Below are 25,658 nucleotides of genomic sequence, written 5' to 3'. Positions count from 1 at the left end.
AATCTCTCACTTTACATTTTATTTACAAAACATCGATACGCTTCCCAGTCCATCAAACTGCGCAATTATAGAATCACCTGCTTGAAAAGCAATGGCTTCTGATAAAGCTCCACTCAGAACAATATCACCTTTTTTTAATCCTTCATTTTGCATGCCAAGCTTATTCACTGCCCAGGCAATTGCTGAAGCAGGATGACCAAGTACAGCTGCTCCAGTTCCAACAGTAGCCATCTCTCCATTTTTAGACATGACCATACCGACTTTTGCTAAATCCACTCGCATTGGATTAACCCATTTACTTCCTAAAATAAATCGTGCAGATGAGCAATTATCTGCAATTACATCTGGAAGCGTAAACTTAAAATTTAAATAACGACTATCGATAACTTCTAGAGCTGGCGTTACATATTTTGTCGCTTTCATAACATCTTCCGCCGTAATACTTGTTCCTTGCAAATCTTCTCCCATAAGAAACGCAATCTCTGGTTCTACTTTCGGATGAATGAATTGATCATACTTGACCGGCTCCCACTCTAGCGCTAACATATCACTTACTAAGTACCCATAAATGGCCTCGTTAATTCCCATCATTTGCTGTTTTGCTTTACTTGTTAACCCCAGCTTTACACCTACTCGCTTGGAACCTTCTACTATTTTACGATGCACCAATTTTTTTTGTAGTACATAAGCATCTGCTACTGTTAGCTCTGGATATTGATCCGTAACCTTTACAACCTCACGTGCTTCTCGTTCTGCATGTAACAAATATTCAATAATTTCTGTATCCGCTCCTTTTACAAGCACCATTTAAATTACACCTCCAATTTTGCTTTTGCTAGTTCTGCTGCTACATCAAGAATCATATCCTCTTGTCCGCCAACTACTTTCCTCTTTCCAAGCTCTATTAAAATATCACGTGGGTCTATAGCAAACTTTTTCCCGGCTCGCTCTGCATGTAATAAGAAACTAGAATATACACCGGCATAGCCCATTACAAGACTTCCTTTCTGAATTTCTTGAGGCCCCGGTAACATTGGACCAACAATGTCTTCTGCTAAATCTATCATTTTATACAAATCGATTCCAACATCCATTCCCATTCGTTGTAACACACTAAGCAATACTTCTGTTTGTGCATTTCCAGCACCTGCTCCTAAGCAGCGTACACTGCCGTCAATTCGAGTCGCTCCTTCTTCAATTGCTGCGACTGTATTGGCAACTGCAAGTGATAAATTATTATGACCGTGAAAACCTATTTCAATATTTAAAGATTGGCGCAATGCACGAACGCGCTCACGAACTTCATCTGGTAATAAAGCTCCCGCCGAGTCTGTTACATACACTGCTTGTGCCCCATAGCTTTCCATAAGTTTCGCCTGTTCTACAAGTTTCTGAACTGGCGCTGAGTGTGCCATCATCAAAAATCCACATACTTCCATTTCAAGTTCGCGTGCGAATTGAATATGCTGCGCAGAAACATCCGCTTCTGTAACATGCGTCGCAACTCGTACTAATCCTGCTCCTAGTCGTCTTGCTTGTTTTAACTCATGCACTGTTCCAATGCCAGGAAGAAGTAGCACCGCTACAGTAGCTTGCTGACACTCTTCTACTGCTGCCTCAATTAATTTCATTTCATTTACAAGTGACTTACCATATTGGAGCGTCGATCCTCCTAATCCATCTCCATGGCTTACTTCAATATAATGCATACCAGCTTGATCTAATGCTCTCGTTACAGTACGAACTTGCTCCTCTGTAAATTGATGACGCATAACGTGACTGCCATCTCGTAAACATACTTCTGTAATTTTAACTGGCTTATCCGTATTTCGTTTCATATGTTACACCCCTTTCACTTCGCTAGAAATCATCTCGTTGTCTTTTGACTTCAACATATGACGTGCATAATCTTCTCCTACTTTCATAGCAGCAGCGGTCATAATATCTAAGTTTCCAGCATAAGGAGGAAAATAATCGCCCGACCCTTCTACTTCCAAAAATACAGTTACACGATTCCCCTCAAACATCGGCTCTTGTTTTAAGTTATAACCCGGCACATATCTTTGTACGGTTTCAACCATTTTGTAAATCGCTTTTCGAATGACGTCTTCATCCATATGTGTTACTTCACAATATACTGTGTCTCTCATTAAGATTGGTGGATCAGCCGGATTTAATATAATTAAAGCTTTTCCACAATCAGCACCACCGATCTCTTCAATCCCTCGGCGCGTTGTAATCGTAAACTCGTCGATATTTGCTCTAGTGCCAGGACCTGCACTTAAGCTAGCAATCGTCGCAACAATTTCTCCGTACGTAACATCTGCTACTTTATTAATTGCATGTACAATTGGAATCGTCGCTTGACCGCCACATGTAATCATATTCACATTTCTAGCCTCTAAATATTCTCCTAAATTTACAGCAGGACACACAAACGGCCCGCGAGCGGCAGGAGTTAAATCGATAGCTAATTTACCTAACTCTCTTACAATCTTTGCATGTCGCACATGTGCTTTTGCTGAGGTCGCATCAAATATGATATCTGCTAAACTCGGATTATCAATAAGCGCCTGAATACCATTATCAAAAATGTCATACCCCTCTTGTTTCGCTCTCTTTAATCCTTCTGATTCAGGGTCAATGCCAATCATTGCTGTCAATTCTAGTACATCACTTCTTTGTAACTTATACATTAAATCTGTCCCAATATTTCCTGAGCCCACAATCGCTACTTTCACTTTCACCATGCTTACGCTTCACTCCTTTGCATGATTTGAATATTACGCAAAATGTACACATACCGAACCGAGAGAACCAAATTCTGCTGTAATTGTATCTTCGTGAGAAACTGCAACTGCTGCTGATAAAGCTCCTGGTAAAATGAGTTCACCTGCTTTCAGTGAAATATTAAATTCATGTAATTTATTGGCTAGCCATGCAATTGCTTGTGCTGGATGACCAAGAGCAGCTGCGCCGGCACCTGTTGCAATTAACTCATCATTTTTGTAAAGCGACATACCCGCCGTACGTAAGTTGACTTCATGTAAAAGAGAAAACTTTTCACCAACAACAACTTTTGCTGACGAGCCATTATCAGCAATAGTATCTACCAGCTTAATTTTCCAATCTGTAATACGACTATCAATAATCTCCAACGTTGGAACAATGTATTTTGTTGCCATCAAAACATCTACATATGTAATATTAGGACCGACTAAATCTTCTTCCAGGATAAAACCAATTTCAGCTTCCACCTTCGGAGAAACGAATGAATCTATAGAAAGTTTTTCTCCATTATTCACTTTCATATCATCAAGTAGATGGCCATAATCCGGTTCATTCACACCTAGCATCTGTTGCATTGCTGCGCTCGTCAGTCCTACTTTCTTCCCAATAATAGTCCGACCTTCCTGCAACTTTCTGCTTACAACTTCTAATTGAATTTCATAGGAATCACGAACTGATAAATCTGTATAACATTCTGTAAAAGCAGAAATCGGTTCACAAGTACGTTCTGCCTGTAAAAGCTCATCTGCTAATTTTGCAATTAAACTTCTCATTCATTGTTCACCTCATTGTAGAAAACCCACAGAAAACGCTAATCCACTCCGCTTTTGTAGGTTTTCTTTTATTAAAGTTTCATCGTAATTGTTTTTGCTTCTGTGTAAAACTCAAAACTATGACGCCCACCTTCTCTTCCAATTCCACTCGCTTTTGTACCACCAAACGGTGTTCTTAAATCGCGAATATACCAGCAATTAACCCATAATAGTCCGGAATCAATTTCCGAAACTACCCGCTGTGCTCGTCTTAAATCATTTGTCCAAACGACCCCCGCTAAACCATAAATTGAATCATTTGCAATACGAATTGCATCTTCTTCTGTTTTAAATGGAATAACAACTAAAACAGGGCCAAAGATCTCTTCTTGAGCCACGCGCATATGATTATCTACATCATATAAAACAGTAGGTTCATAGAAGTTCCCTGCTGTTAATCCTTCTACTCTCTTTCCTCCATAAGCTAATTTAGCTCCTTCAGAAAGTCCAATTTCCACGTATTTATCTACTGTTTCCAAATGAGATTTTGACACAAGTGCACCCATGTCTGTGTCTTCATCGAGGGGATTACCTACTTTAATTTTCTTTACAGCTGATATAAACTTTCCAAGAAATTGTTCATAGATACTCTCTTGTACGAGCAGCCTTGATCCCGCTAAACAAATTTCTCCTTGGTTGCGATAAATGGCCTCAATCGATCCTTGCACTGCTTCATCTAAATTCGCATCTTCAAAAACGATATTAGCTGACTTTCCTCCTAATTCTAATGAGACTGGAATTAAATTTTCCGAAGCATTTCGCATGATTGTTTTCCCAGTGTTGCTTTCTCCTACAAAAGAAATGCGCCGCACAGCTGAATGTGTCGTCATAGCAGTGCCCACAGTACTACCCGGTCCTGTAATAATATTAAGAGCCCCTGGCGGTAACCCTGCTTCATTCGCAATCTTTCCAAGCATCACCGCACTTAGCGGTGTATATGACGCTGGTTTAATCACAACTGTATTCCCAGATGCTAAAGCAGCAGACGCTTTCCATGTCATCTGCATAAATGGTAAATTCCATGGAATAATTAAACTCGTTACACCAGCAGGTGCATATTTTGCATAAGACATTACATGATGTTGATCATAATGCTCATGCACCATATACTTTGCCATCTCTGCAAAGAATCGAAAATTATGGGCTGCTCGAGGAATATCGAAGCCTCTACTCTCTTTAATTGGTTTTCCTACATCAAGCGTTTCAATATAAGCAAGTTCGTCTACCTTCTCCATAATTAAATCAGACATCTTACATAAAATATGCGAACGTTCTTCCACAGGCATTTTACTCCAGATGCCACTCTCAAACGTACGCTGCGCAGCCTCAATCGCAAGTTTGGCGTCCGCCTCACTTCCTTGTGCAACTGAAGCTAGTTTCGTATTCGTTGCCGGATTCAATGTATCAAATGTTTCACCTGAAATAGCATCAATATATTCCCCAGCGATAAACAGCTTGGCATCTTTTACATTTACCTTATCGGTTAACAGTTCTTTCCTCACAAAGCAAACCTCCTATTCGGCAACTTCTAAAATCATTTCGATTTCAATTGCTGTATTATTTGGTAACTGCGCCATTCCGACAGCTGAGCGGGCATGTTTTCCGCTTTCTCCAAATAGTTGCACAAGTAAATCTGATGCTCCGTTCATGACTTTCGGCTGCTCTGTAAAATCTTCTGTACTATTTACAAAACCGAGAATCTTCACAACCCGTTTTACTTTACTTAAATCACCTAACTCTTTCTTAACAACACTTAGTAAATTCAGCATGGATTGCTGTGCAGCTTTATATCCTTCTTCCACTGTTAAATCTCTTCCTAACTTCCCATGGTACTGATCAACACCTTGACCAGCTGTAAACAACAACTCTTTCACTCGCACACAGCTCACATAGTTCCCAACAGCTGGTCGAAGTGCTGGTAACTTGAGACCAAGTTCTTCTAATTTATTCTCTGGTGTTTGCACTTTCTGCATAAACAACACCTCTTCTTTTCATATCGATATTTAAAAACTGAGCAGCATTTCCACCTAACATTGCTGCTTTTTGTTCTGCTGTTAATTCGAGCGTCTCATCGATTACTTTTCCAGGAGGAATCTCGCGAAGTAAAAACGGATAGTCAGAACCCATAAAAATTTTCTCATGACCGAACCGCTCGATCATGTACTTAATATTGATTGGATCATAGTTTAAAGAATCAAAATAAAATTTCTTTGCATAATAACTTGGCGGATATGTTGTAAGTCTTAAATGAGGCCACACATGCCATCCTTGGTCTAAACGAGGAAGAATATAAGGAAATGATCCACCTCCATGAGCAAAACAAATTTTCAATTTAGGAAATTTCTCCATAATACCACTCCACACTAGAGTAGCAGCTGCAAGGGCTGTTTCACTTGGCATTCCTACTGTATACATAAAATTGTGATGCAGCATTCTATCACGGCCAAGCGTCTCCCATGGATGAATAAATATTGGAACTTGCCATTGTTCCGCCATTTGAAAGAACTCAATAAATGACGGATCGTCTAAATTTTTACCGTTCACATTCGTTCCAATTTCAATTCCGTGCAGTTTTAATTCTGTTACACATCTCTCCATCTCCCGTACTGCTGTCGGAGCATCTTGCATAGGAACTGTTCCTAAACCGACAAAACGATCTGGATATTGTGCAACTGTTTCTGCTATAAAATCATTTTGAATACGTGACATTTGTTCCGCTTCGGTTGGGTTTGCCCAGTATGAAAATGTAACTGGAATCGGAGACAAAACTTGAATATCCACGCCTTCACGATTCATATCTTCAATTCGTTTTTCTGGACACCAGACTTGATCTGTAACATCGCGGAAGTTTTTCCCTCCAACCATGATTGAAGCTCCGCACGTACAAGTACGCTCCAATATCGGCCAACGCCCTCCACCAAATTTTTTTTCAAAATCCGGAAATGTTTCAGGGATAATATGCGTATGAAAATCTATTCGCACTTCCATTCCTCCACTTCTTCTGGCATAATATGTCCGCAATTTTTGCATGCACGAATTTCCTTATTAGAATTAAAGCTATAAATAGCTTCCTTTACTTGTTTTTCAATATCCTCTAATTGCACACGCACACGGTGCATTTCGTGATTACACTCATCACAGAACCAAACAAAATCTTCCAATTCACCTTTTTTGCGTTTCCGTTCAATTACAAGACCGTACGTATTTGCAACTCGATGAGGTGAATGAGGCACCATAGCTGGCAACATAAAAACATCACCCTCTTTTACCGTTACAACTTCACGTTTTCCTTCCCCAGTAATACATTCCACATAACAATCCCCTTTAATTTGATAAAAGAATTCATCAGAAGGATCGACATGGAAATCACGTCTTCTATTTGGGCCACCTATAATCATTGCAATAAACTCTGAATCTTGCCATATGACTTTGTTATTTACCGGTGGTTTTAATAGTTCCTTATTTTCATCAATCCATTTTAATAAATTAAAAGATTGTAATGTTCCCGACATCCTTATTCCCCCTCGTATTTAATTACATTATTTCAGGCGGCCACCCTAATAAGAGTTGAGCATGCTGTAATTCTCCCTGACATAATTGATTACGAATTCTTGTTGAAGAAATACGTTCTCCCTCTTCGCAACAAACTGTTTCGACAATGGAAACAGTGAAGTAATCTGCAAGTAGATTTATATCACCTTCACGATTTTTTCCAAACCGAAAATCTTCCCCAACAAAAATTTCTACTGGATGCAATCGTTGTAACTCTTGAATGAAACAAATAGCCTTCCTTGTTACATACGATTGGTCAAAGCGAACGACAACTATATGATCTGCACCTAACTCATTGAATCGATTTAATTTTTCCGAAATTGGAGTTAACACACGTGCTCCTTGAAAGTAAGAACGCGGCGGCGGATCGAATGTATACACGACATTTTCAACATGAAGTTCCCTACTCTTCTCTACCGCTTTACGAATCACTTCTTGATGACCTTTATGTACACCATCAAAGGCACCAATTGCAACAACTGATTTTTGTAATATCAGTACACCTTCATCATGTATATAGATGATTCATACCTCCTCATCTCTTTGATGAAACTGCCATTAAATATCTAAATAGCCAAACTCTTTCGAAATCATTTGTGCTGTATTCATCACGCTACGAATAATAACTTGCCGGTCTCTTCCTTGCATATAAGAAATTGGCCCAACAATATTAAGGGCTGCAACCGTTCTTCCTGTATAAGAACGAATAGGCGCTGCAATTCCATATAAACCATGTTCGTTTTCGTTATCGCTAATAGAATATCCCTGACGTCGAATTTCCTGCAATTCTTCTTGAAACCGTTTCATACAGGTAATGGTGTTCGGCGCTCTTGGTAAAAGACCATTTCTGACAGCATGCTCAACAAAAGAAGGATTAAAAGAAAGAAGTACTTTTCCTGTACTCGTACAATAAGCAGGCTTTCTAGATCCAACATGTGTTGATATTTGAATAGAATCTTTTGATGATATTTTCAAAATAAAAACAACGTCCCCACGGTCAAACATACCGATGTGCACCGTTCCATTAAATTTTCGTACTAGCTCTTCTACAAATGGAATTGCTCCGCTATAAATGTCTTGTTGAAACATCACTTGATTGCCCCACTCCAACAATTTCCAACCCAGACGATATTTTCTTTGCTCATCTTGAATTAACATTCCTTCTTCGCATAATGTGCGAACAAGGTGATGAATTGTGCTTGGATTCATATTCAATTTTGTTGCAATTTCTAAATTCCCCAATACGGGTTCATCATTAGTGAAACAATTTAGAATTTTACAAATTTTACCGATAGACGCTATCAAAATAGATTACCTCCTATATTTCAGTTACATATACAATTCGGTTGATACATAGCTAAAATTCGTAAGAAGTTTTACATCCTAACAGTAAAATTCTTTTTAATTATCTGTTGCTCCTTCCTTTCACATTAACATTGTGAGCGTAATCAAAAATAATAATTATTTTATTGCTCTTTCAGATGCAGTTGCCCCTTGTAAAGCATCTTCTACTAGAGACAATGATTGTTTTTTCTTATACGCGTTATAAAACATACCCATTTTCCGAACTGGATCACCAGAGTAATAACGCTCATATTGTAATAATCGTTGTCCAAATGCTTCACCACATAAATCCCAAGCTAATTTAAACAAGCGGACGCGTTCTTCAGAAGATACACCTTCACGGCCAATATAATACTTATGCATATCATCTTGAATCTCTGGATTCATAAAGTCGGCACCTGTTGGAGACATAAGGAGACCACCTGCACCAATCATTTGAATAATTTCAATTGCACGTGGATACATTTTTGGTAATAAACTGCGAATTGTATCGAGTGGCAATCTTGCTGGTATCGCTTCACCATATGCATTCATTTCATACTCATATTCCGCAACTTGAAGCAGAGCACGAATCGTTTCTACATCTTGCATAAGCTCCGCTAACTGATTTTGTACATTTAAGAAGCCATCTACTCCAATCGAATCAGCCAATTTTATTGCCACTTCCGCCGCAAATGACAGTTTCACAAGGCCTCTTACTCCCGATTGATGAGCAGGTTGATGACCAATTCCTGTTTTTGGATATAATTGATTTCCTGCCTCAACACTTTGGTAAATAAATACTTTATCCCATGGAATAAACACATTGTGGAATACTAAAAGTGCATCCATTTCTTCAAATCTTGATGCAAGAGGGTGATCAAATAATGAACGTTTTCCATCTTGCATCGGTTCACGACAAAGAATACGTAATCCAGGCGCATCGATTGGAACCGCAAATGAAATTGCATGATGTTCATCACCAGGTTTAAAACTTGGATAGGAATAAATAATGACTTCATCAGTAATTGGTGCAAGAGTTGCTAACATTTTCGCACCGCTCACATACATTCCTTCCTCAGTTTCTTTTACAACACCTAAATGTAGTGTCGCATCTTCTTGTTCATGAGACGCTTTGCTTCGATCATTTTGCGGATTAATAATCGCATGTGTTAAAAATAAATCCTGATCTCTAATATGTTTGTAGTAATTTTTAATGTTTCTTGCCCACTGCGGGTCAAACTGTTCAAAAAACCAAGTGTTACTTGCCATTGAAGTGACCGTAACGTTTAAAAAGTCAGGTGTCCTTCCCATCAAGCCAAAAGTTGCTTTCGCCCATACCTCAAACAATTCACGACGCGCTTTTAAATCCTCATAGTTTCTCGGCACTAAAAATGCATTAGACACTCGTTCTCCAGTTTCTTCACATATATGAGTAATCTTATCCTGATACACTGGATCATGTTGCATATCATATAATTTTGCAATTTGCAAAATCGGTTCACGAAATACCTCTTCATTCACCACGTCTGTTACTCTTCTACCCTCTATCCAAATCTCTGGATTTCTCACTTTTAACCCCTCAATATACTGAGCTCCTGTTCGAATCGCCATACATAACCCCTCCAATGTATACGTTTTCAAAACTTAACAGACAAACAATATTAGAAATGCGAAATATCCACTCTCTTTAAAATTAACAGAATTTTTAATCATTATAAGAAGTATTACTATGTTCAAACAACTCACTTATTTCATATTATGAAATTCTATCATTTTTTTTGAAATAAAGTGAAACTTCCATCAGTAGGGTCTTTTTCACCTCCCAACTATCTTCTTCTCTCTCAATCTTAAGGTAGGTGGAAGCGGCTCGCTCAGAATTGCAGGACGTTGGAGCACCCGACAGAAAAGCGCTTTTTGCCTCGTCCGAGGGGGCGAAACGACCGGAGATTCTAGCCGCTAGAGCTGGACAATGCTTCCGCTGAATTTTGAGGCGGGAGTATTACTGCCCACGAATAGCGGGATAAAGTAAAACTTTCATTTGTCTTCAGGAAATAGAAAAGGAACGGCTTTCCGTCCCTTTTCTATTTCTCTTACTTTTCCATTAATGATTCACTTTCTCCGCATCCCAATAATACTCGCTAAACGCTTTTGCTAGTACATCAATAGAGTTATACAATTCTTCTAGCGTATTATCAACACCACCAACTTCTACAAGTAGGGCGTTGTGGGATAAATCTTGATTATATGTACCATCTCCCTTTCTTTTGTCTTTTTTGAAAATTCCTCGGCTAAGTCCATAATAATGTTTATCCAAATAAGTGTTAATTGCGTTTGCGATTTTCATATTTTCTTCTCGTTCTTCATTTTCCATTCCAATAATGAAATAAAGTCTTGCGTACGACTTTCCATTTATCACTTTTGTTGTAACATTCTTACGCTGATCATCTCGGTGAATATCAATCGGAAATACGATTTGCTTATTTTGAGCTAGTGCTTCTTTTACATATCCATGTGATGCTTTATAAGCCTGATACCACTTCATCTTTTTCTGCGCTAATAAGTCTCCCATGTTTGTCTTGTCATGTAAAGCTGGAATTCCTTGTCCTTCTAATTGCTGTTTTAACCTATCACCGAGAAGTGATACATTTACCTCTGGGCTTGATGCTTCATCTGGATTTTTCACTTCAGGTAATAACGGTAAAAAAGACTCCCAACTATGTGTATGATAAATAAATACAGCATTTTTTCCCTCTATAGCGTTTCCTTTCTTTTGAACAGGATTATTCTTTTCTGCTTCCTGAACTTTTTCTTGAGCCACCTCACGCTCTTTCGTAATTTCTTCTATCGGTACACTTGATTCATTTGGTATATTTGTATAATTCGTTCCTTCTCCTGCTACAAGAATGTCAGAATAATAGTTTGCCATTCCAGGTATTTCTTTCCCCATAAACGTTCGAATATCTTGCAAACGTATATCTGTTGTTAATGAAAACAATAACGCTCCTACTGATTCTCGTTTCTTTGTTTGAAAATATTCAAAAGAAAAATAGTGATTTTCCATTTCAATCATTTGCATAAATCCTTGGGAAGAAATTTTTCCAAACCATTGATTCATATAATATGATTTCATTGTCTGTAACATTGTTGTAACTAAAGATGCAGCCACTAAAATAAAAAACGCATAAGAACAGAATAAAACAATAATCTTCTTCTCATGCGTCTGAGAATGTATAAAATACTTTTTCATCGTACCACCCTTTCTATACATGGGTATGTACAAGCTTTCTGCGATATACATTCTGTATGGCACTATTTTGCGTCGCCCATTCACAGTGAATTCATCATATTTTCCAACTAGAATTTCTAAAATTAACAAAACCACACTCTAATTCACGAATAGGTTTTGTATTTCTTCAATTAAGTTTCAAAAAAAGAAGAGAAATGGCATCCATTTCTCTTCCTCGTTTCTATTGTTCATTTTTCATATCTATCGAAGGCAGTTTTTTCTCTTTAAACAACTCTCCAATTGCTCCTAAGCTTCCTAATGTTTCAACGGCATTTGACGGAAGGAATACTTTATTTGCAGGTCCTTTTGCAATCTCAGTTAGCGATTCAAATGACTGGTATGCAAGTACTCGCTCATCAAGTCCTGACTGACGCAACATTTGAATCCGGATTTGTTCTGCTTTTGCAATTTCTTCAATTGCCTTCGCTTCCCCTTGTGCTTCTAGTTCTTTCGCTTGTCGTAAACCTTCTGCCTCGCGAATGCGCGCTTCTTTATCCCCTTCAGCCATTAAAATTTTACTTTGTTTCTCCCCTTCAGCCCGAAGAACTTTATCTTGTTTTGCCGCCTCAGCTTCAAGAATAATGGCACGTTTATTACGTTCTGCTTTCATTTGTTTTTCCATGGCTGCTTGTATATCTTTTGGAGGGTTAATATCTACAACTTCAACACGTTCAATACGAACACCCCATTTTTCTGTTGCTTCATCAAGTGCTAAGCGAATTTCTGCAGAAATTTTTTCACGACCAGATAGTGTTTCATCAAGCTCCATTTTTCCGATAATTTGTCGCATTGTTGCAGATGTAATATTCCGAACCCCAAATTCATAATTAGAAATACCATACGTCGCAAGCTCTGGGTCAACAATTTGATAGAAAATAATCGTATCAATCTCAACTTGTACGTTATCTTTCGTAATTACTTTTTGCGGTGGGACGTTTGTTTGTTGAATACGCAAATCATGATAAAGACGTACACGATCGATAACTGGGATAATCATGTTTAAACCCGGATGCATAACACGCTGAAATTTACCTAAACGCTCTACAACACCTACTCTTTGCTGCGGGATAATTTTAATTGATAATGCGATAAATACAATAACAATCAATACTAAAATAATTGATAATGTTAAACCTACCATTATAATTCACACTCCCTTTTCACATGCACTACCGTGCTGCTTCTCTTTACAATAATAACGCTTTCCCCATCTAAAATTGGTTCATCTGACACAGCAGTCCACATATCTCCCTCTATTTTTACAATGCCATTCGATTCATTTGTAATCGCTTGCACAATTATGCCTTTTTTTCCGACAAGCTTATCTACTGCATCTGTATATCCTTTCGCTTCTCGAAAATTTTTAGAAATTCGTTTCGTAAAAAATGTCAAACTAAGACTGACAACAGATGCTATCACCACTTGAAGTAGTAAAGAGTTCGGTACAAATAGTCCAATTAGACCTCCGACCACAGCACCTATCCCAAGCCATAATAAGTAGAACGTCACAGTCAGCATTTCCGCAATAAATAAAAGACCGGCAATGACAAACCAAATCACCCACCCTGTCATATGCAACCCTCGCTTCCATTCTATTTTTATCCCGCTATTCCCGGGCAGTAAGGCCCCACCTCAAGATTGAGAGAGAAGCGAAGAAAATAGATAGGGGATAACTGCCCATAAAAGCCCGATTAGTCGGGCTTTCCATCAGCAGGGGATAAAGCCCCCCACTGATGTAAGTTTCACTTTACATGTATATGAGAGAAAGAAAACTTTATCACGTTGCATTGATTAACCAATTTAAAGCTGCAGCATCCATTAATAGATGAAAAAATATACTAAAATTATATATTAATATATTCTTTATTATACAGGATAAATCCTCTCAAAAAGTGACAAAAAATCAAAATCTTCTCTAAAAATGAAAATTTCTCATTATACAGGAAGTGATTTTCATCACAATAACAAGAAAGCGGTGTTTCCGTCTAAGAAACATCGCTTTCTTGTTTACTCATAAGCTTTTTCTTATATAACATCGTCATTTTCCTTCTCTCTCTCGCATTAACGGGCAGTAAGACCCCAATTGATAAGAACGATCTATTAGTGAGCCACTAATGGATCGTTCACTTTATAGCTTCTTCTAAAGTAAGCTGATTTTCATGTAAATACGTAGCATATGGGTTTCCAACATAACGAACATGCCATGGTTCATACATATATCCTGTTACCTCTTCTTTTTCTTTTTCATAACGAATAATAAACCCAAACTTATGGGCATTTTCAGCAAGCCACTTTCCTTCTTTCGTTTCTCCAAATGAAGGTTCTAATTGAAACTTTGCAGATTGTGATGTGATATCAACTGCTAATCCTGTTTGATGTTCACTTGTACCAGGAATTGCACTAGACATCGCTGTTTTTGCTTCCCCATCTTGCTTTTTATACATCGTATTCAATGCTTTTTGCCTTTCAAATGAACGAAATGCCGAAACAGCAAATAAAAAGACTTTTTCACGCTTCGCTTGTTGAAACATACGCTCCAATGCTAGAGCTGCTTCTTTACGCATTTTCTTTTTTTCATTATCGCCTTCATATAGAAAACGAACTTGGGGTATCACTAAATCTTGCGGCTCATACAAATCAGGCAATCGTCTCTTCTTGTTTACAAGAACAAGGGTTGAATCTGGATTATTAACAACTGCAAGCCCTCCTTCTACTTTTGCAGTTGTTTCTTGTACCTTTGGAAAAATAACGTTCCCTTGTGCTTCTATCGCTTGCTTTTCATTATGTTCTATATATCGAAGCACTGTAATTATGCAAATGGCAATCGCTATACTCAACAACATCCATTTTTTCTTCATATAACATCCTTTTATTCTAATAGTTTTTTCCCAAACAAAACTCATCAACTTTCGCTATAACCGTAACAGTCAATTCAAAAACTTATCCTATACCATATATTTTTTTCCATTCTCTCATCACTTTAAACATTTCTCTCCACATTCTCAAAACGATTCTGATTCTTTCATAATCATTTATCTAACCAATAAGTTTACATAATATAATTATTTGTGGAGATTTCTTGATAAAGTGAAACTTTAATCAGTGGGGGTTTTCTTCACCCCCCACTGATTATCAGCCCTCACCAATCGGGCTTTTACGGGCAGTTTATCTCCCGCCTAACTTCTTAAGAAAGGCGGAAGCGGCTCGCTCAGAATCGCAGGACGTTGGAGCACCCGACAGAGAGGCGCTTTCTGCCTCGTCCGAGGGGGCGAAACGACCGGAGATTCTAGCCGCTAGAGCTGGACAATGCTTCCGCTGAACTTTGAGGCGGGAGTATTACTGCCCACGAATAGCGGGATAAATGAACATTCGCTACTATTTTTCTAAATTCCTTTTCCATTTTTATAAGATATAGAGACAAATTTCGCTACAAAAAAAACGGCGTAAGCAACGTTTGCTTACGCTTATCCATTCACCTTTTCAGCTTGCCAATAGTACTCACTAAATGCTTCTGCGAGTGTATCTATACTACGATCAAGTTCCTCTTCTGTATTATCAACACCGCCTACTTCAATAAGAATAGCTTGACCGGATAAATCTTGATTGTATACACCATTCCCAGTGCTCAAATCTTTTTGAATAACACCTCGGCTTAATCCAGGATATTTTTCCTTTAATGATTCATGTAGCGCTGTTGCCAGTTGTAAGTTTTTCGCATAATTTTTATTTCCCTTACCAATAACAAATGCCAACTTCGCATATGATTTATCACCAATTGTTTTCGTCGTTACTTCTTTCCTAGCACTATCTCTATGCAAATCAAAAAAGTATTGCAGCTCTCTATTATTTGTCATTGCTTCTTGCACAACCTCACGAGACATTTTATACGAACTGCGATCATTTAATCCTCGACTCACCAACATGTTTCCAACATCTGTTTTATCATTCGTTGAACCTACCCCATAATTTTCTAGTTTTTCACGAAATCGATCCCCTAATATAGAAATATTCTTTACTGAGCTCGTTGCTTTATTTGGATCTGGATTATTTGTTAAATGTAACAATGGTAAATATGACTCCCAACTATGCGTATGATAAATAAATGCTACTTTTCGATTTCCTGTCGTTTGTGCTGGCTTCTTTTTCTCTTCATGTGATTCGTTTTTTTGAGATTTTTCTTGTTCCCCTGTCCGCTCTTTTACAAGCTCTTCTAAGGGTACACTCGACTCAATAGGTAAATTTGTATAATTTGTTCCTTCTCCAGCAATTACAATTTCCGTGTCATATTTCAAAAATCCTGGAAGCTCTATTCCAATTAAACTACGAACGTCATCAAAACGAATATTTGTCGCGGCAGATAAAATAAAAGAAGAAATCGAAAATTCTGTATTTAAATGACGATATTCTTGTGTAAAATAACGATTTTCCGAACCGAGTACATACATATAGCCATTCATAGAAAGCTCATTTAACCATTTATATAAATACGTTGACTTCGTTTCTTTTAATGATGTTACGATCATACTAACAAACAAAAAAGCAGCCATCATGCCCAATAAAAGTAAAAAAATAAATTTCGGAAGACTTGTCCGTTTCACATAAAAATAGCTTCGACTCATGAAATCACCTCTCTCCATAAACATATGTACAAGCTATGAGAATAGACCAACTGAAATTTGGCAATATTGGCATTGAGGTGAATAGAATTGAAGCTGATGATTGGATTATTTCCTATTGTGTTATCGTGTTTCTTTGTTTTACTCACGGTACATCCGCGTATTCGCATTTGGTTGGATCTATTTGCATTTGTTTGTTTATATGGATTCGGCACCATTATTGCATTTTCTGTGTATGATGTACTACGTCAGCAAACTGTTTTTATGACAACCATTCATTCTATATTACTAAATCCCTTGTTCCTTTTAACGTAATTCCGAAAGAAGTCCCCATCTTCAAGCGCGTAACGGGCAAGAGCCCAGCGGTAAGGGGAGGCACTGAAAAAGTGATTGTTTCGAAAAAATAAGATATATTTTATCAGTATATTGAAAGTGAAAAGGAGTCTGTCATCTGTATATAGTAGGTGATGGACTCCTTTTTCTTATAATGAGGACTTTTTCAGTGGCCTCGCGGTAAGGTGGGGATGAATTTTTGGTTAGGCATAGCCTAACTGATTTGTAAGAACTGCCAATTGTTCGTATGGTGTATACGTTCTATATCTGATATCTTTACTTGCTTATAAGATTTCGCTGGATTTTGTATATATTGTCCATCGATATCTTGTACGTATACCATTTTCCCTGTAAACCCTGCCACAAATCCTACTTGTCCAAATACTTTCACTTTATCCCCTAAATAGATTCCATCTACATGCGGTGTATTTTTCTTGTTCCGTTTTGCACTTGTATTCTTTGTTTTCCTTCCTTTTCTTGCGGTTGCTTCATGTAGAGAACGTTTTTTCTTTCTAAATTGCTTGATGCAAAATTCACCGCTTTGATCATATTCTTGTATTTGTGCTGGATTGGTAATCGCAATGGCGTCATTTACATGTGTTTTGGATAACCCTAATTCTTTTCGTATCGGTGTTGTATAACTGCCATACGTAATCTCACAATCTAAACGATTCATGATTTGTAACCGCAATATATTCATAAAAGCAGTCTCTTTATATTGTTTTGGTTTCTTGAAAGTGTGTTTGAGTGTCCCTTGATGAAATTTTTGATGGCATTCATCATGTACTGTGACAAGGTTATCTGCCATATCAGAACCACCGTTGCATCGCTCGATGATATGATGCGTATGCAAGATACCACCTTTTTCCTTGCAGATTTGACACGTATAGTTATCTCTCGCAAACACGTAATATCTTGTATTCCAAAAGCCAAAAGCGTCTCCTTGTTGATATTCTATTCCTTGTATATCGGGGTTTTTTAGCTTTTGTGCATCAAATTTCCCCACTTCTACAATGACTTTTGGTGAGGGTAAGAGTGACTTGAATGTTTCAATCCAATGAATTTGGTTATCCACTCTACTCTGAATCGATGGTGGCAACCATCCTTCATTCTTTTTACGATTGAGGAAACGCGCTTTGCGATACCTTGTTTTTCGTTGTCTTCTACCTCTGCGTAATGTAGCTCTCAATGTAAGGTTATCTTTGACGTCCTGGCGTAACTGGGTGGTTCCTTTTGCTAACACTTTGTCTTCAGTCGTAATCGCAATGCCGATATGCTTTGCGCCGCTGTCAATACCGATTGTAACGGGTTGTACCGTTTCTCCAGTAGCATATTGTAATTGAATCGTAAACGGAGTGTATTCAATAATCTTTGCTTTTCCTTGTTTGAGAAGAATTCGTGCCTTTCGATGACTACAAGGCATAAGCGGTTCTCCTCGTAAATTCTTAACAAATACACGCATGTTTTGTCCCTCCTAAGAGTTTGTTTCCCTTCGCCAATGTTTGTAGGGGTTGGCAACTTCTTATACAAGAAGGCTTGTGGTTGACCGTTCCTTCCCAATCAGAACTGTTACAGAGCCACCATAGAGCCAAGAACTAGGGAATCATTCTTGGGTATGCAACCTACGAACGGAGTCCACGAAAGACTGAGGCTAGACAACTAAGGCTTTTCTCAAGCCCCCACTTCAAACGTGTTAGCGTTTAAGTGGTGGGGAGTTGACCCGGTTCGTACATAGGTATATATGTTTTATATGTAATACTATATAAGTTTCTTTCAAGCATAAAAAATTAAGGAAAGATCATATACGAAACCGTGTATACGGTACATTCACGTCATTTCTACAGAAACTGATTAGACTTTCCTCTCGGAATACTTAAACATGACCATTCTTTTTCCTTCAATAGTTTTCCAATATAAATAATTTGTCCAACATGTGAAGCATAATGGGCAATTTGTCGTTCAATCGCTTGCATCACCGTATGCGGCTCTCGGCGTATATATACTGTTTTTAGAACATCCTTACCTGTAATAGATTCCAACGCTCGAAATACAAATAACCAGCCTTCTTCCCAAGCATGTAACAATTCTTCTTTGGAAGTGTATCCACCTTCAAACTCATCATCACGATTCCGATCTTTCTTTTCCCCATCTGTCGTTAAGAAATTTGTCCACCGTGAATGCATATTACCATATAAATGTTTCACAAGAATCGCAATACTATTTGCTTCTTCATGAGGAATCCAGCACATTTCCTCATAAGTAAGCTGCGACAATGTTCGATCCCCTTGCCTTTTTATAGCTTGAAAATTTTCTACTGCACACTGTAAATAAGCTTTTGCTATGTCCATTTTTTTGTCCCCCTATATTTTAGCTAATCGCTGTCCCATTCGGCACTTCCATACCCGGTTCTAGTAAAATGACATCTCCTTTTTCAGGAACACCGCCAAGGACAAGTACTTCAGATTTAAATCCAGCCACTCGTTTTGGCGGAAAATTAACAACCGCAACAACTTGCTTTCCAATCAGCTCTTCCGGTGTATATCGTTTCGTGATTTGTGCGCTTGACTGCTTCATTCCAAGTTCACCAAAATCAATCTCTAGCTTAATTGCAGGCACCCTGGCTTCTGAAAATATTTCTGCTTGATGAATTGTTCCAATACGGATATCTAATTTCATGAAATCTTCAAAAATAGCCATTTCTATATTCCTCCTAAATCCATTTTGGTTTATCAACATATAAGTCGCTTCTATGTAGAACAAAACATAACCCACACTTGTTTTAATCCTTGCAAGCGGCAGGAAAAGACCCTGGCCATTTTTATACACGGCCAGCCCCCCTAAACCTTTAATGCGGGATAAATAAAAAATCCATCTCCGATTTCCAGAGATGGATTTGCCTCTTACTCTACAATTTCCACTTCACGTGAATTTTTCATTTCTTCTACATGTATAACACGGAATCCGTTATTTTCTAAATCCGTTAAAAGCGTTTGTAATTCTTCTACTGCAAACTCTTCTCCTAATGTAAACATAATTCTACGTACATATAGTGCCTTGTTATCAAATGTCATTAAACTTTGGATCCCGTTATACTTTTTCAATACAGTTGATAGTTTTTGAATAGCACCATTATAATCTTGTGTTCCGATCATTACTGAATATACACTAGAATGAAGGCCCCACGCATCCTCTAGTAACTCAAACACTTTTTTATGCGTTAAAATGCCAAGAAAGATTCCGTTATCATTCACAACAGAGATATATGGTAACTCTTTAATTGTAAAGAAAACTTTAAAGAAGGAAGAGTCTTCTTTTACAGAGCCATCTTTATTGCGCAATAATTCTTTCACATTATCGTCTAAAGAACCTTTGTATTCTAAAACATCTACCTTATAAATATTCCCCAAAAACATTTCTTCTTTTTCATCTAGAACCGGAACACATCGGTATCCCGTTTTATTCAAATGATCTAATGCCTCTTGTAACGTATAGGATTCCTTACAAAATAACACTTCTTTTTTTAAAACATAGTTTCCCTTTACTCTCATAAAAATCCCCCTTATGTTAAAATAATTTCTGTGACATAAATATATAATATTTTCAGAAAAAAATAAATAAATTTATTTATTTTTCTGACTTTTACTTGTTATTCGTCACAATTTCTTCGGAAATCTTTCGTTTTTTAAACAAATAGTATATGAAAAATTTCTTTCCTATCAAAAACAGATTGTATAATCTAGAAATAAACGCTAAAATAATAGTATAAATTTTCTGAATTTTCAAAGAGCAGGTGAGATGTATGGCGTCTTCTTTTATTTCTTATGTATATCGTTTCCTTTTTGGAATTATGGTCATTATCCTTATTAGTCCAATTCCTTCCGTTTTTCTAAACAGTGAACAATCCTATTCTGAAGTATTGCATACAATGATTAATCATTTGATACATTTTCGTTCCATTTCTATTCCCATAACAGATTGGAGTCATGAACCATTCTTTTTCTTTTCTTACCATCCAGAAAATATGACAAATTCATTTCATTCAACTTCATTGTTCCCATACATATGGAAATTATATTTTTCATCTATGATCCGATTTTTCTTTTCACTTACTGTTGGTTTTTTCATCAGTCTTGGAATTGGTCGATTTTTCACTAGATTATCTCCTAAAAACAGAAAACATTGTTTAGTTTTACGTTGGGTTCCATTTTCATTTGGCACTGTTTTACTACAATGTAGCGTCATTATTCCTTGTCTATTCGTAGCATCATACATATCCTTTCCATACTTTTCTTCCCTTTTAATTATTTGTAGTACGTCCATGGTCATTATAATCCAGGCTATCAAAAAATGGATTCCTTTCTTGTATACAGTTCAAAAAACAACACCTATACATGATTCAGCTTTTTTTAGTAATACACTGTTCGTTTCCCTGCTTGCAAATCATAAGTCTATCATTGGCTCCATATTAATTTCCTTTACATATATGGAATGTATTTTTCATGTAAATGGAGTATTTCAATTTATTGTACAATACTGTGTTACTTCCCCTACACTTGTTGCAATAGGCCTTTTATTACTATATATCCCATACATGTTGCTTTCTATTTTACAGATACTATGGAAAAGAAATCGTTATACCGAGCACATTCATAACCTATCCCGCACAACAATAAAGTGAAACCTTTCTTCAAATTAATCATTCGTTAACAGATTGAGGTCCTTATTGGCGATCCCTCTTTTAAAATCGCCAATAAGGATCAATATATCAAAACTTTTATCAATCCTCCTCCCCCTCTTATAACTGTTTTTTTACTAAAACATTACTTTCTCTCTGCTTTCTTTGACTATTCTTTCCTTTTCCATATATTATTAAAGTAAAACTTTTATTCAGGAGGTGACATCTTTATTCTAAATTTAGAATAAAGAATATCCTTGGACATATTAAATCTTTTTCTCATCGCTTTACTCATTCTTATTTCTGGCTTTTTCGTTGCATCAGAGTTTGCTGTTGTGAAAGTACGTAAAAGTCGGATTGATCAACTTGCCAATGAAGGTAACAAACAAGCAATCCTAGCAAGAAAAGTTATTTCGAATTTAGATGTATACTTATCTGCTTGTCAGCTTGGTATTACAATTACATCTTTAGGGCTCGGTTGGCTTGGTGAACCTACTGTGGAACATTTATTGAAGCCGCTTTTTGAAAAAATACATATAACAGGCAGCGTGGCACATACGCTATCTTTTGTTATGGCTTTTAGCATGATTACGTTCTTTCATGTTGTACTAGGTGAACTCGTTCCGAAATCATTTGCTATTCAAAAAGCCGAACAAATTACATTGAAGTTCGCAAAACCCTTAATTCTATTTGATAAAATAATGTATCCTTTCATCTGGTTATTAAATAGCACCGCGCTCTTTTTCACGAAACTATTTGGATTACAACCAGTAAAAGAAAATGAACTTTCTCACTCTGAAGAAGAGTTACGCCTTATTTTAAGTGAAAGCTATAAGAGCGGAGAAATTAATCAATCGGAATACAAATATGTAAACAATATTTTTGAATTCGATGATCGAGTTGCAAAAGAGATTATGGTTCCGCGTACCGAGATGGTCTGTTTATCAACTGAAAATTCGTTAGCAGAAAATATGGAGATTATCTCCACCGAAAAATATACGCGTTATCCAGTAATCGGAAAAGATAAAGATGATGTTGTCGGAATAATTAATACGAAAGAAATCTTCCATGATCAAACGAAAGGGATTTGCAAACCGCTAGAATCATACATACATCCTATTTTAACAGTATTCGAAACTGTACCAATTAAAAAGGCGCTTATTCATCTACAAAAAAACCGCGTCCAACTAGCAATTATTATGGATGAATACGGTGGAACTGCTGGTCTTCTTACAATGGAAGATATTATTGAAGAAATTATCGGAGAAATACAAGACGAATTTGACACAGATGAAACACCGATGATCGAGAAACGCAATCCGACATTAACTGTACTTGATGGAAAAGTACTTATTTCTGATGTAAATGATATGTTTGGTCTACATATTGATGAGAGTGATTTAGATACAATTGGAGGATGGTTTTTGTCACAAACTATTGACATAAATATTGAGCCTGGCCATATGATTCAACATGAAAATTACCAATTTAAAGCATTAGAATTAGATGGACACCAAGTAAAGAAAATTGCAGTTAGTAAAATAGATGCACAACAAGGAGTTATGCTGTGAATATATTATTAGCTATATGTATCATCGCTTGTTTTATTATATCGTTTATCGCGTTCATCTACCCGATCATTCCAGGTATACTCGCTTTATGGACTGGGTTTTTCATTTATCAGTTTGGTATTAACGAGTTGCAATTAACAAAGTCATTTTGGATCGTTCAAATTATATTTACAATTATTATTTTCATTGCTGATTTTATTACGAATAGCTATTTCTTAAAAAAGTATGGAAGTACAAAATGGAGCGAACGTGTCGGTATGGTTTCGATAATTGTTGGATCGTTCTTTTTCCCGCCATTTGGACTGATTATTATCCCATTCCTTTCTATTTTCGTAACAGAATTAATGCATAAAAAAGCAGTGAAAGAAGCCTTTATGGTCGGGGTTGCAACTGTCATCGGATTTTTAAGCAGCACAATTGCTAAAGCGATTTTACAAATCATTATGATTATTATATTTGTATGTTATATTCTTTTTTAGCCATAAAGAACTGCACCCCAATTGTTAGACTGTGTCTAACAATTGGGGTGCAGTTCATCATAAGGATGGCTTTTTAATAAGCAATGCCAACTCGTTTTTTATAATGAATATCATGATAAAGTAATTGATAAGCAAAATGGGCTGTATCTCCAACTGTGATCTTCATACCATCTAGCGGTAACACATCTTCTTCAGTACGATAAATAGCTGTTTCTTCTCCATCTATTAAGTGTGTTGGACAGACAATCGTCCATTGTAACTTGCTATTCGCTAAAGCTAAATAGGCCGCTACATGGTCTTCCGCTGCAGCCGTTGTCTTTCGACGTGATTCACTGGATTGAAAGCGATATAATTGCGGATTCACACGTGCCTGCAAAATTCCCGCCGTTCCAATTGTTATAATTCTTATAATCCCTTCCTCGTTCATAACGTCTATAATATTTGGCAAACTTTTTGATAACGTGCCGTTTCCATCGGTACCAAGTGCACTAATTACAACATCTGCTCCCTTTACACACTCTTTCACACCTTCTTCATTCCATACATTTCCTTCTATTACACGAAAATTCTCATGTTGTATTTGTAGCTTCTCTTTATTTCTCACAAGCGCTGTCACCTTATGATTATCCTGTAATGCAAATTTTAAAATTTCGACTCCAACTCGACCTGTTGCCCCAAATAAACATATATTCATACTAACTCACACCCTTTCAATCCCTCTATTATTTCTGAAAAAACAAAAATACACAACAAAAAAGCTTTCTCATTGATCAAGAAAGCTTTTTTATCATACAACATTTATTTCTTTTCAGTAGAGCTTGAAGAACTATCTTTCGAGTTTTTATCTTTTCCTTCCCCACTCGTTTCTTTATCAGTTGTCTTACCTTCTTGTTGCGTCGTCTCTTCTTTCTTTTCCTCACTCTTACCACAACCTACCATAAATAAAGAGCTAGCAAGTGCAACTGCAGTTAACGATTTAACCCATTTATTCATTTGCTTATCCCCCTTTTGATAGAATATGTACATTCTCATATTACTTCTCTTTTTTAAAGGAAATATTATAATTTAGTAAAGAAATAGTAAATCATTGTTAATTTTCTAAATTTTAACTATATATAAATTAAAAAACGACATAAAATCACTTTCTTTTTTATAGGAGGGCGAGAGCACCTGACCATGCATAGGAGCGGTCAGGGCCTTTTCCTGCCACATGCGAGGTTTTCAAACAAAGTGAGCAAGCCAGTAGCGGTCATGGTGTATTCTGCATAGCAGCGACTTATAAAGAAAAGCGGAAGCGGAGCCAACTGTTTAGGCCCGTTGGCTAAGGTTCTTTCACACAGAGGGTGTTTTTTACCTTCTCGTGTGGAAGGTTCTTAGACATGAGGGCCTAGGAGGCAGAGCTAGACAAAGATGTCGAAACATTAACACGGATTTATATATATAACATTTTAATTCATACGATTGCGATACTAATCAGGTTTTGTCTTTTGAGGATATGGCGACTCAGAAACGTAGAATTTTAACAAAATAAGTACAAAAAGACAGCGCTATTGCTGTCTTTTTCACCCATATTTTTCTTCATCCATTATTGTTTGTATGCTATATTCTTTTTTCATCACATATTGCCATACACTGTACGCATTTCGATTCATTTTCAAAAAACAACTTTCTAAAAAAGAGCGAAATTCTGGATTTGCTACTTGAATTGCTACTTGCGCATATTCAAGTGCCAACCGTTTTAAATATGAAATATACGAAAAAGCAATTTCTATATCATCTTTTTGACCAGTATAGTTAGTATGTACTATTTCCATTGAGGATGAAATTGAATACTGGCCAATGATATGCTGCACATTTTCACCTTCTTGAAAGTTAATCTGTTCATTGTATGCCTGCAATAAGTACGGTAAATGTTGTTGTAACAATTCTTTTAATTCATGATCTCGTACTTCTTTCATATATTCACCAATCACACATATCACTTCATAGCTATAGTCCATGAGTTCTTCAATATAGTCCATTCCATATTTCCTCCTCTCTACTGATATGTATGCTATAAAGTGAAACTTTAATCAGTGGGGGATTTTCTTCCCCCCCACTGATTATCAGCCCTCACCAATCGGGCTTTTACGGGCAGTTTATCTCCCACCTAACTTCTTAAGAAAAGCGGAAGTGGCTCGTTCAGAATGTGAGGGGGATGGAGCTTCTGACGTAGAGG

27 protein-coding genes are annotated in these 25,658 nt (G+C 37.0%); 3 read left to right on the top strand and 24 right to left on the bottom strand.

What is annotated here, in order from left to right:
• Positions 1–18: 18 nt before the first annotated feature.
• The 16 genes from MR076_RS23785 to spoIIP (MR076_RS23710) form a co-directional block, all read right to left on the bottom strand.
• Positions 19–807, bottom strand: a complete 789-nt coding sequence (locus MR076_RS23785) for a 2-keto-4-pentenoate hydratase (RefSeq protein ID WP_242224790.1) — start codon at positions 805–807, stop codon at positions 19–21.
• Between the two features lie 5 nt (positions 808–812).
• Entirely contained in the window at positions 813–1,838 is a 1,026-nt protein-coding gene (gene dmpG, locus MR076_RS23780) for a 4-hydroxy-2-oxovalerate aldolase (RefSeq protein WP_242224788.1), read from the bottom strand.
• A gap of 3 nt (positions 1,839–1,841) precedes the next feature.
• Positions 1,842–2,750: an acetaldehyde dehydrogenase (acetylating) gene (locus tag MR076_RS23775; protein ID WP_242224786.1), complete on the bottom strand. Its 909-nt coding sequence runs from the start codon at positions 2,748–2,750 to the stop codon at positions 1,842–1,844.
• Positions 2,751–2,783: 33 nt separating this feature from the next.
• A complete protein-coding gene (locus MR076_RS23770; RefSeq protein WP_242224784.1) occupies positions 2,784–3,563 on the bottom strand; it encodes a 2-keto-4-pentenoate hydratase in 780 nt (259 codons plus the stop codon).
• A gap of 71 nt (positions 3,564–3,634) precedes the next feature.
• Positions 3,635–5,104 carry an aldehyde dehydrogenase gene (locus MR076_RS23765; RefSeq protein ID WP_242224782.1) on the bottom strand — a complete coding sequence of 490 codons (1,470 nt, stop codon included), beginning with the start codon at positions 5,102–5,104 and terminating at the stop codon, positions 3,635–3,637.
• 12 nt (positions 5,105–5,116) lie between these two features.
• A complete protein-coding gene (locus MR076_RS23760; protein WP_242224781.1) occupies positions 5,117–5,575 on the bottom strand; it encodes a RidA family protein in 459 nt (152 codons plus the stop codon).
• Complete coding sequence (locus tag MR076_RS23755) at positions 5,547–6,590, bottom strand: amidohydrolase family protein (protein ID WP_242224779.1); 1,044 nt, start codon at positions 6,588–6,590, stop codon at positions 5,547–5,549. The genes MR076_RS23760 and MR076_RS23755 overlap by 29 nt, the downstream gene beginning before the upstream one ends.
• Positions 6,575–7,114: a 3-hydroxyanthranilate 3,4-dioxygenase gene (gene nbaC, locus MR076_RS23750; RefSeq protein WP_242224777.1), complete on the bottom strand. Its 540-nt coding sequence runs from the start codon at positions 7,112–7,114 to the stop codon at positions 6,575–6,577. The genes MR076_RS23755 and nbaC overlap by 16 nt, the downstream gene beginning before the upstream one ends.
• 22 nt (positions 7,115–7,136) lie before the next feature.
• On the bottom strand, positions 7,137–7,679 hold the full coding sequence (locus MR076_RS23745) for an adenylyltransferase/cytidyltransferase family protein (RefSeq protein ID WP_242224824.1): 543 nt from the start codon (positions 7,677–7,679) through the stop codon (positions 7,137–7,139).
• Positions 7,680–7,712: 33 nt separating this feature from the next.
• On the bottom strand, positions 7,713–8,459 hold the full coding sequence (locus MR076_RS23740; RefSeq protein ID WP_242224776.1) for an IclR family transcriptional regulator: 747 nt from the start codon (positions 8,457–8,459) through the stop codon (positions 7,713–7,715).
• Between the two features lie 156 nt (positions 8,460–8,615).
• Positions 8,616–10,091 carry a 4-hydroxyphenylacetate 3-hydroxylase family protein gene (locus MR076_RS23735; protein ID WP_242224774.1) on the bottom strand — a complete coding sequence of 492 codons (1,476 nt, stop codon included), beginning with the start codon at positions 10,089–10,091 and terminating at the stop codon, positions 8,616–8,618.
• Between the two features lie 490 nt (positions 10,092–10,581).
• Positions 10,582–11,727 carry a stage II sporulation protein P gene (gene spoIIP / locus MR076_RS23730; protein WP_242224773.1) on the bottom strand — a complete coding sequence of 382 codons (1,146 nt, stop codon included), beginning with the start codon at positions 11,725–11,727 and terminating at the stop codon, positions 10,582–10,584.
• A gap of 220 nt (positions 11,728–11,947) precedes the next feature.
• The gene (locus MR076_RS23725) at positions 11,948–12,907 is read right to left on the bottom strand and encodes an SPFH domain-containing protein (RefSeq protein WP_242224771.1); all 960 of its coding nucleotides are present in this window, start codon (positions 12,905–12,907) and stop codon (positions 11,948–11,950) included.
• Positions 12,907–13,338: an NfeD family protein gene (locus tag MR076_RS23720; protein WP_242224769.1), complete on the bottom strand. Its 432-nt coding sequence runs from the start codon at positions 13,336–13,338 to the stop codon at positions 12,907–12,909. Before MR076_RS23720 ends, MR076_RS23725 begins: the two co-directional genes overlap by 1 nt.
• 551 nt (positions 13,339–13,889) lie before the next feature.
• Positions 13,890–14,624, bottom strand: coding sequence for a M15 family metallopeptidase (locus MR076_RS23715; protein WP_242224767.1), 735 nt, complete (start codon positions 14,622–14,624; stop codon positions 13,890–13,892).
• A gap of 606 nt (positions 14,625–15,230) precedes the next feature.
• Complete coding sequence (spoIIP, locus tag MR076_RS23710; protein ID WP_242224765.1) at positions 15,231–16,385, bottom strand: stage II sporulation protein P; 1,155 nt, start codon at positions 16,383–16,385, stop codon at positions 15,231–15,233.
• A gap of 87 nt (positions 16,386–16,472) precedes the next feature.
• Here spoIIP (MR076_RS23710) and MR076_RS23705 point away from each other — a divergent pair, with 87 nt between their 5' ends.
• Positions 16,473–16,697 carry a hypothetical protein gene (locus tag MR076_RS23705; protein ID WP_242224762.1) on the top strand — a complete coding sequence of 75 codons (225 nt, stop codon included), beginning with the start codon at positions 16,473–16,475 and terminating at the stop codon, positions 16,695–16,697.
• 232 nt (positions 16,698–16,929) lie between these two features.
• On the opposite strand, the gene iscB is transcribed toward MR076_RS23705, so the two are convergent.
• The 5 genes from iscB to MR076_RS26890 form a co-directional block, all read right to left on the bottom strand.
• The gene (gene iscB / locus MR076_RS23700) at positions 16,930–18,177 is read right to left on the bottom strand and encodes an RNA-guided endonuclease IscB (protein ID WP_242224760.1); all 1,248 of its coding nucleotides are present in this window, start codon (positions 18,175–18,177) and stop codon (positions 16,930–16,932) included.
• 376 nt (positions 18,178–18,553) lie between these two features.
• Positions 18,554–19,063 (bottom strand): DUF1572 family protein, encoded by a 510-nt coding sequence (locus MR076_RS23695; protein ID WP_242224748.1) that lies wholly within the window; start codon positions 19,061–19,063, stop codon positions 18,554–18,556.
• A 19-nt stretch (positions 19,064–19,082) separates the two neighbouring features.
• Positions 19,083–19,412, bottom strand: a complete 330-nt coding sequence (gene csaA, locus MR076_RS23690; protein ID WP_242224745.1) for a chaperone CsaA — start codon at positions 19,410–19,412, stop codon at positions 19,083–19,085.
• Between the two features lie 203 nt (positions 19,413–19,615).
• Positions 19,616–20,263: a cyclic di-AMP binding protein CbpA gene (cbpA, locus tag MR076_RS23685; RefSeq protein ID WP_242224743.1), complete on the bottom strand. Its 648-nt coding sequence runs from the start codon at positions 20,261–20,263 to the stop codon at positions 19,616–19,618.
• Between the two features lie 487 nt (positions 20,264–20,750).
• Complete coding sequence (locus MR076_RS26890) at positions 20,751–21,035, bottom strand: hypothetical protein (RefSeq protein ID WP_396021730.1); 285 nt, start codon at positions 21,033–21,035, stop codon at positions 20,751–20,753.
• A gap of 612 nt (positions 21,036–21,647) precedes the next feature.
• Here MR076_RS26890 and MR076_RS23675 point away from each other — a divergent pair.
• Complete coding sequence (locus MR076_RS23675; RefSeq protein WP_242224732.1) at positions 21,648–22,961, top strand: hemolysin family protein; 1,314 nt, start codon at positions 21,648–21,650, stop codon at positions 22,959–22,961.
• On the top strand, positions 22,958–23,440 hold the full coding sequence (locus tag MR076_RS23670) for a DUF456 domain-containing protein (RefSeq protein WP_242224731.1): 483 nt from the start codon (positions 22,958–22,960) through the stop codon (positions 23,438–23,440). Before MR076_RS23675 ends, MR076_RS23670 begins: the two co-directional genes overlap by 4 nt.
• Positions 23,441–23,513: 73 nt before the next feature.
• Here the strand turns inward: MR076_RS23670 and MR076_RS23665 are convergent, their stop codons facing one another.
• The 3 genes from MR076_RS23665 to MR076_RS23655 form a co-directional block, all read right to left on the bottom strand.
• Complete coding sequence (locus MR076_RS23665) at positions 23,514–24,134, bottom strand: NAD(P)-dependent oxidoreductase (protein ID WP_242224729.1); 621 nt, start codon at positions 24,132–24,134, stop codon at positions 23,514–23,516.
• 104 nt (positions 24,135–24,238) lie between these two features.
• Positions 24,239–24,433: a hypothetical protein gene (locus MR076_RS23660; RefSeq protein ID WP_242224727.1), complete on the bottom strand. Its 195-nt coding sequence runs from the start codon at positions 24,431–24,433 to the stop codon at positions 24,239–24,241.
• A gap of 569 nt (positions 24,434–25,002) precedes the next feature.
• A complete protein-coding gene (locus MR076_RS23655) occupies positions 25,003–25,461 on the bottom strand; it encodes a spore coat protein (protein ID WP_242224725.1) in 459 nt (152 codons plus the stop codon).
• Positions 25,462–25,658 lie beyond the last annotated feature (197 nt).

Origin of the sequence: Bacillus cereus group sp. BfR-BA-01380 (assembly GCF_022663535.1) — a bacterium.
Classification (GTDB): domain Bacteria; phylum Bacillota; class Bacilli; order Bacillales; family Bacillaceae_G; genus Bacillus_A; species Bacillus_A cereus_BB.
The sequence above is the reverse complement of the archived record's forward strand: the minus strand, read 5'-3'. Positions and strand labels throughout refer to the sequence as shown.